Annotated in this window: 4 protein-coding genes; 2 read left to right on the forward strand and 2 right to left on the reverse strand. The window is 65.3% G+C overall.

Annotated features, from left to right (window positions below; translation table 11 throughout):
• Both Q7T84_RS17485 and sppA read right to left on the reverse strand, forming a co-directional pair.
• On the reverse strand, positions 1-218 hold a 218-nt coding region (locus Q7T84_RS17485), incomplete at its 3' end, for a tetratricopeptide repeat protein (RefSeq protein WP_304811387.1).
• Between the two features lie 5 nt (positions 219-223).
• The gene (sppA, locus tag Q7T84_RS17490; protein ID WP_304811389.1) at positions 224-1,999 is read right to left on the reverse strand and encodes a signal peptide peptidase SppA; all 1,776 of its coding nucleotides are present in this window, start codon (positions 1,997-1,999) and stop codon (positions 224-226) included.
• A gap of 265 nt (positions 2,000-2,264) precedes the next feature.
• On the opposite strand from sppA, the gene Q7T84_RS17495 reads away from it, so the two are divergent.
• Together Q7T84_RS17495 and Q7T84_RS17500 are read left to right on the forward strand one after the other, a co-directional pair.
• Positions 2,265-4,043: an amidohydrolase family protein gene (locus Q7T84_RS17495; protein ID WP_304811393.1), complete on the forward strand. Its 1,779-nt coding sequence runs from the start codon at positions 2,265-2,267 to the stop codon at positions 4,041-4,043.
• A 373-nt stretch (positions 4,044-4,416) separates the two neighbouring features.
• Entirely contained in the window at positions 4,417-7,428 is a 3,012-nt protein-coding gene (locus Q7T84_RS17500; RefSeq protein WP_304811391.1) for a TonB-dependent siderophore receptor, read from the forward strand.
• The last annotated feature ends 11 nt before the right edge of the window (positions 7,429-7,439 follow it).

Genomic DNA, 7,439 nt, shown 5'->3' on the forward strand with positions numbered 1-7,439 from the left:
CGCATCCAGACAAGCTGGGCGAGCTCCCGATGGGCTTCTTCGTACTCAGGGCGTGCGTCGAGCGCGGAGACGAACGCCTGCTCAGCGTCATCGAACCGCCGCTGCTCCTGAAGCGCGCGGGCCAGGACCAGCCGGGTCTCGGGCGCCGTCAGGCCGAGGGCGCCTTCGACTTCCCCCCGCGCTAGCAGCTCATAGGCCGTCCGATGGTCAACGCTCACGGGGTTTACTTCACGGGGGTAGGGGCCAGGACCATGGCGCCGCCGCTGCGCAGCCGCTCCTGGGCCATTTCGTCCAGCATGCCTTGAGCGCGCGGATCGCCCATGATCCAGGCCGCGGCCGCCAAGGTCCGAACCGAGTTGGCCGAGATGCCCAGCACGCTTTCCAGCGCCTCGAACGGCGAGGTCTGGGTGGTCATGCGCTTGAGGTGCACCTCCCCCTTCACGCCGGCCAGCGCCTTTGCCTTATCGACCGCCTGATAGAAGCCGCCGACCTCGTCGACGAGCCCGATCTCGCGGCCTTGAGCGCCGGTCCAGACTCGGCCCTTGGCGATCTCGCGCACGCGTTCGGGTGGCAGACTCCGGCCGGTCGCGACGCGGGCGATGAAGTTGTCATAGATGCGGTCCATCCAGCCGGCGAAGGCCGCCTGCTGCGCGGGCGTCATCGGACTGGCCGTGCCGAAGGCGCCGGCATATTCGCCGCCCACCCCGATCTGGCGCATGTCGACGCCGAAACGCGCCAGCGCCTCTCCGACCGCGAACTTGCCGCCGAACACCCCGATGGAACCGGTCAGGGTGGTCGGGTGGGCGACGATGGCCGAGGCCTCGCTCGATACCCAGTAGCCGCCAGACGCCGCGTAGGTGCCCATGGAGACCACGACTGGCTTCTTGGCGGCCTTGGCCGCGCGCACGGCGGCCAAGATCTGTTCCGATGCGGTGTCCGAGCCGCCGGGCGAGGAGACGCGGAAGACGATGGCCTTCACGTCCTTGTCCTCGATGGCGTCGTACAGGGCCTCGGAGATGTCGTCGGAATACATCGACGAGGATGCGGAGAACGGGTTGGTTGACCCGTCGTGCCCGGTGACGATCGCGCCTTCGCCTTCCACGATGGCGATGGCCGGGCCGGTTTTGGGGATCCGGTCACGGCTGGCGCGCATGTACTTCTCGAACCCGACGAGTTCGGCGTTTTTGCCGGCCTTGGCCAGCGCCGCGTTCTCGACCTCCTTGACCTGCCCGACCTTGTCGATCAGCCGCAGCTTCAGGGCTTCCTCGGCCAGATAGGGGCCAGCTTCCAGGTTGGTGCGCAGCGCCTCGGGCGTCTGCTTGCGGTCGGTCGCCGCGTTCGAGATCGCCGTGCCGTAGACCGATCCCATCCAGGAGAGCTGGGCTTCGCGGTGCGCGGGCGTGTAGTCGCTGTAGAGGTAGGGATTGACGGCGTTCTTGTACTCGTAGCGCTGCTCGTAGTTGGCCTTGACGCCGTACTTGTCGAAGGCGCGCTTGAGGAACACGTCCTCGCTGGCGATGCCCACCGCCTGGAAAGATGCGCCCGGCTGCATCCAGAGCTCGTCGGCCGACGCGCCCAGCATGTAGGTCGAGGTCACCACGCCGGAGGGGTAGAGGCCCTGGCTGTGGGCGAACACCGGCTTGCCGGCGGCGCGGAATTTCTTCAGCGCCAGTCGAATTTCATCGGCCGAGGCCGGGGCCATGCCGCCCTCGGGCAGACGGACCAGCAGACCCTTGACCTTCCCGTCTTTGCCCGCCCGGTCGAGGGTCTCGATCACCGACATCACCGACATCGAGCGTCGACCGAGTGAAGCGAACGGATTGATCGGATCCTGGTCGGTCAGCGGATCGCGAAGATCCAGCTCCAACACCGCATGGCTTGGCGTCGGCGCCGGCTTGGCAGCGCTCGCTGCCATGACGATCAGCAGGAACGGCACGCCGATCAGGAAAAGCACCAAGCCTGCGAAGACACCGGCCGTGGTGATGAGGAATTGCTTCATGGAGGGAGTTCGCCAGGAGGGAGGTTCGCCGCCCAAGCTACATGGCCCCGCGTTTCGTTCAAATGAAGACCCTGAATTGTCGCGCTCAAGGGATCAGTTGGTCGATCGAGGGGCCGCCCGCCACGCTGGGCGGTGAAATTTCCCCGTGAACGCCGTTAGGTTTGGCTTTTTGTCCCTCTAGCGAAGTATGCACGGGCCTGGGAAGCGGCCGGGTCGCCTTTCCGCTCAATTCAGAACAGATGTGTCGGGGGCTTCCTTGAGCTTAGTGAAAGACGGTTGGCGCGTGGCCGGGGCCCTGGCGGCCGGCGGGTTTCTGACGATCGCGGGCGTGGCCCACGCCGAAGGTCGGGCGGTCGCCATTATGGGCGCCACCGTGTTCGACGCCACCGGCGCCGCGCCGCATCTGGCCAATGTCGTGATCAAGGACGGCCGCATCGCCGAGGTCGGGCCGGGCGTGAAGGCCCCGCGCGGCGCGACCGTGATCAACGCCAAGGGCAAGGCCCTGCTGCCGGGCTTCTTCGACGTCCACACCCATTGGACTCCTGCCGGCGATCCGCGCATCTCGCCGGAGATCGCCAACGCCTACATCGCCGCCGGCGTCACCACGGTGAACGATTTCCACCAGCAGCCGGAGTCCTTCGCTCCGCGTCGCCAGTGGATCGGGACCATGGCCTCGCCGCACGTGAACTTCGTCGCCCGGATGAGCACGCCGGGCGGCCACGGCGCCGACTGGGCCGACACCGCCACCACAAAGTGGGTGAGCACCCCGCAGGCCGCGCGGACCGAGGTCAAGGCGCTGGTTCCCTACAAGCCGGACTTCATCAAGGCGTTCACCGACGGTTGGCGCTATGGCGCCTCGGCCGACAACACCAGCATGGACGAGGGCACGCTCACCGCGCTGGTCGATGAAGCGCACCGCAACAACATCAAGGTGCTGACTCATACCGTGACGGTCGAGCGCGGCCGCGCCGCGGCGCGCGCCAAGGTCGATATCATCGCCCATAGCCTGCAGGATCGCGAGATCGACCAGCAGACCATCGACCTGATCAAGGCCTCGGGCACGGCCTATGCGCCGACCCTGGCCGTCTACGATCCGAACAAGGGGGAGGGCGCAGCGGCCACTCCCGAGGCCAGGAAGCGCAGCGAGATCAAGTTCGGCTACGCCCTGCACAACACCAAGGCGCTGCACGACGCCGGCGTGGTCGTGGCGCTCGGCACCGACGCCGGCATGGCCGGTACTCCGCACGGGGTCTCGACGCTGCGCGAGCTGGAATTGCTGGTCCAGGCCGGGCTGACGCCAAGCCAGGCGCTGATCGTCGGCACCGCCAACAGCGCCAAGGCTCTGGGCGAGTCGGACGACCGTGGCACCATCGAAAAGGGTAAGCGCGCCGACCTCGTCCTGGTCGCCGGCGCGCCCTGGACCAACATCTCCGACGTTCGCAAGACCGACCGGGTCTTTGTCGATGGTAAGCTCGTGCACGGCCCGGGCGTGAAGCTGCCGCTGGCCAATAGCCAGAAGGCCATGCCGGCTGTGAAGGTCGCCGCCTTAATCGACGATTTCGAAGGCGGCAAGGAACGCTCGAGCCTCGACACCCTGCGGCTCAACGACACCGATGGCGGCATTGATCGCAGCGTGCAGGTGGCCCAGGTCATCCCGCGCCCCGCGACCGATCACGCGCTCAGCATCGACGCCAAGATGTCGATCAAGGACGATCCCAACGCTGGGGTGATCATTCCGCTGACCCGCGGCTCAGTGCAGCCGGTCGATGCGCGAGCCTATAAGGGCGTGCGGTTCGAGGTGCGTGGCGACGGCGCCTATGAGCTGGGCGTCAACACCCTGAACGGCCGCTGGATCTCGGAGATTGAAGGCGGCTCTGAGTGGCGCGCGGTCGAGGTCCCGTTCACCGCCCTGAAGCCCGCGCCCGGACGCGGCGGCGCCAAGGGCGCCTGGACGGGCGAGGATCTGCTGGAAGTCTCTATCGGCGGTAGCCGGCCCGCCGGCCAGAAACTGTGGGCCGAGGTCGACAACGTCACCTTCTACTAGGCCGGTCTGGTTGCGCGGCGCTCTGTTCCTCATCGGGATGGAGCGCCGCACTCGACCTGGACGGTAGTAAGCGTAAGCTCTTCTTGCCGCGACCTGAGGGTTGCGAGGCGCGGTTCAGTTGCGCGCCACATCTAAGTTTATGTTGATTGGTCTTCAGTACGATTCTTCGATCGTGTCAGCATAGTGACTGCAATGACACAAACGGCGTTATATCCCTTCGTATAACAAGGGAATAGGTGACGCGACGTCAAGGATCATGTGTTTGTCGCGTCAACTTTGAGGCTGCGCAAATGTAGCTGCGGCACTCGATGCATACACTTATGAGTTGAGGGGATAAGACTTGATGCGTTCTCGTATGTCTTGGCGTCATGCCATGCTGGCGACTTCCGCGCTTTGCGCCGCTTCCTGGGCCGGCGCCGCGTCGGCTCAAGACACCGACGACATGGTCGAAGAGATCATCGTCGTTGGTTCGCAGATTGAAGGCTCGAAAGTCACGGCGGCTCTCCCCGTCACCGTGGTTGACCAAGCCCAGCTCGACAACGTGGCCGCCACCTCGGGCGACGACCTGTTCCGCTCCATCCCGCAGATGGGCGATGTGAGCTTTAACTCGAGCTTCCTGCCGAACTCCAGCAACAGCGCCCGTGGCGACGTCGGATCGGTGAACCTGCGCAACCTCGGCGTCGGCAACACCCTGGTCCTGCTGAACGGCCGCCGCGTCGTGGCTCACCCGACCAGCCGCGCCGACGAGAACCAAGTTCCGGTGCTGACCTACAACACCAACGCCATTCCGGTCAGCGGCATCAAGCGTTTGGAAGTCCTGCGCGACGGCGCCGCGGCGCTGTACGGCTCGGACGCCGTGGCCGGCGTGATCAACACTGTGCTGCGCGACGACTACGACGGCCTGACGCTCGAAGCTCAGTATGGCTCGGCCGAAGGCACCAACCTGCGTGAAGGCGAGTTCTCGCTGCAGGCGGGGCGGAACTTCCACGAGGGTCGCGGCAACGTCACCCTGTTCGCCAACTACACCAACCGTTCGGCTCTGAAGGCGTGGGACCAAGACTTCACGTCCACCGTGGACCGCACTGCACTGTTCGCCGGCACCGACTATGCCGGCAATGCGACGCTGGACGACCGCGCCACCACCACGCCGTGGGGCAGCCTGATGGCGGTTGGCGCCGTGCGTCAAAACGGCGTTGCGCTGACCTCCGCCAACGGCGCTTTCCACATCCAACCGACGACCAACGGCGCGTGCGCCGCAGCCCTTCCGAACGGCATTTGCCTCGCGACTGGCCCAACAACGATCTCGGGCGCTGACCGCAACCTGCGCTTCGACACCGCCGGCACCTTCAATCCGTCGGTCATGCCGGAGTTGGAGCGCGTCAATCTGTTCCTGACCGGCAAGTACGACATCACCGACGACCTGCGGGCCTTCGGCGAAGTCGGCTACTATACGGCCACGACCCACGCTGTTCAGACCTCGACGACCAACCTGAGCGGTCTACCGATCTCGATCGCGGCCTCGAACTACTACAACCCCTTCGGCCAGGCGGTCTTCGCCAACGGCCAGGTCAATCCGAACCGTCTCGCCGGCCTGAACCTCGGCCCAAATGGCACTTCGGTGACCATGAACGCCTACAACTTCGTCGATGTGGGTCCGAACCGGGTCGACGTCGAGAACAGCCAATGGCGCTTCCTCGGCGGCCTGAAGGGCGAGAAGTTCGGCTTCAAGTGGGAAGGCGCGCTGCTCTATTCGAAAGCGCAAGTCGAAGACACCTCGGACGGCATCAGCGCGACGTTGCTCCAGAACCAACTGAAGTTGTCGACCCCTGACGCCTACAACCCCTTCAACGGCGGCACCCTGGGCAACCCCAGCATCGGCGACGGGACCCCGAGCTCGCAGGCGGCGATCGACGCGATCCGCGTCAAGACCGTCCGCAAGAACACCAGCACGCTGTCCATGGCTGACTTCAAGGTCTCCAAGGTCGACCTGTTCTCGGTTCCCGCCGGCGATGTCGGCTTCGCCGCCGGTCTCGAATACCGCCGCGAAACCCAGAAGGACGACCGCGACGCCCGCCTCGATGGGACGATCAGGTTCACCAACGACGCCACCGGCGTGACCTACGAAAACGACCTGATCGGTTCCAGCGCCTCGCCGGACACCAAGGGCGCGCGTAACGTCACCTCAGCCTATATGGAATTCGCCATCCCAGTCGTTTCGCCGGAAATGGAAATTCCGTTCGTCTACAACTTTGAAGCTCAGATCGCGGGACGCTACGAGAACTTCAGCGACGTCGGCGACGTGGCCAAGCCGAAGGTCGCCATGGCCTGGGACGTCTATGACGGCCTGCGCTTCCGCGGCTCCTGGGCCCAAGGCTTCAAGGCTCCGAACCTGGAGCAGGTGAACGCCACCCTGGTTACGCGGTCCAACAACCGCCGCGACTGGTACCGCTGCGAGGCCGACCGCCGCGCCGGGCGTATCGCCAACCTGCAGACCTGCGCCACCGCCTCGACTCTGGAGCGCCGTTCGGGCAATCCGGAGCTGAAGCCGGAAGAGTCGGAAACCTGGGGTCTGGGCGTGGTCTATGAACCGCACTTCATCCCTGACGACTTCGGCCGCTTCACCTTCACCGTCGACTACTGGCGCGTGAAGCAGGAAGGCATCGTCGGCCTGTTCGGCGGCGCCAGCGCCATCACAGCTGACTACCTGGCTCGCCTGAACGGTTCGTCGTTCGAAAACGTAGTTCGCGCTGCGCCGACCGCCGACGACATCGCCGCTTACCAGGGCACGGGTCTGGCCCCGGTCGGTCAGATCCTCTACATCGCCGACCAGTATCAGAACCTGCTTCCGCAAGAGGCGCGCGGCCTGGACATCGGCGTGATGTGGAGCCTGCGTGGCACGCAGTACGGTGACTTTAGCGTCAACTTCAACGCCGCCCACCTGATGAAGTTCTACCGTTCGCCTTCCCCGGGCGTGGCCGAGCTGATCGCCGCGCAAGCGGCCGGCAAGATCGACCCGTCCATCTTCATCGGCGGCGGCGGCGATCTGATCCGTCAGAACGGCCGTCCGGAATGGAAGTGGTCGGCCTCGGCCACCTGGTCCTACGATCAGTGGACCGTGGGCGCCTTCACCCAGTACATCGGTGATGTCGAGGACACCGCACTGCTCGACGCCGAAGGCGACGCTTGGGTGGTCGATTCGCAACTGACGGCGAACATGTACGGCCAGTACGAGTTCACCGAAGGCCTGGCGGCCAACACCCGCCTGCGCGTCGGCGTTCGCAACCTGACCGACGAGAAGCCCCCGTTGGCTTCCGACGGTTACATGGGCGAACTCTATCAGCCCTATAGCCGCTACTGGTACGTCAGCGTCCGCAAGTCCTTCTAAGGACCTGCATC

The sequence above is a fragment of the Phenylobacterium sp. genome, assembly GCF_030654915.1.
In the GTDB taxonomy this organism is placed as follows: domain Bacteria; phylum Pseudomonadota; class Alphaproteobacteria; order Caulobacterales; family Caulobacteraceae; genus Phenylobacterium.

Bases quoted from the DNA above. Each gene is read 5' to 3' on its own strand.
- Q7T84_RS17500 (WP_304811391.1), top strand. From the start codon at position 4,417: ATGCTGGCGACTTCCGCGCTTTGCGCCGCTTCCTGGGCCGGCGCCGCG.
- sppA (WP_304811389.1), bottom strand. From the start codon at position 1,999: ATGAAGCAATTCCTCATCACCACGGCCGGTGTCTTCGCAGGCTTGGTG.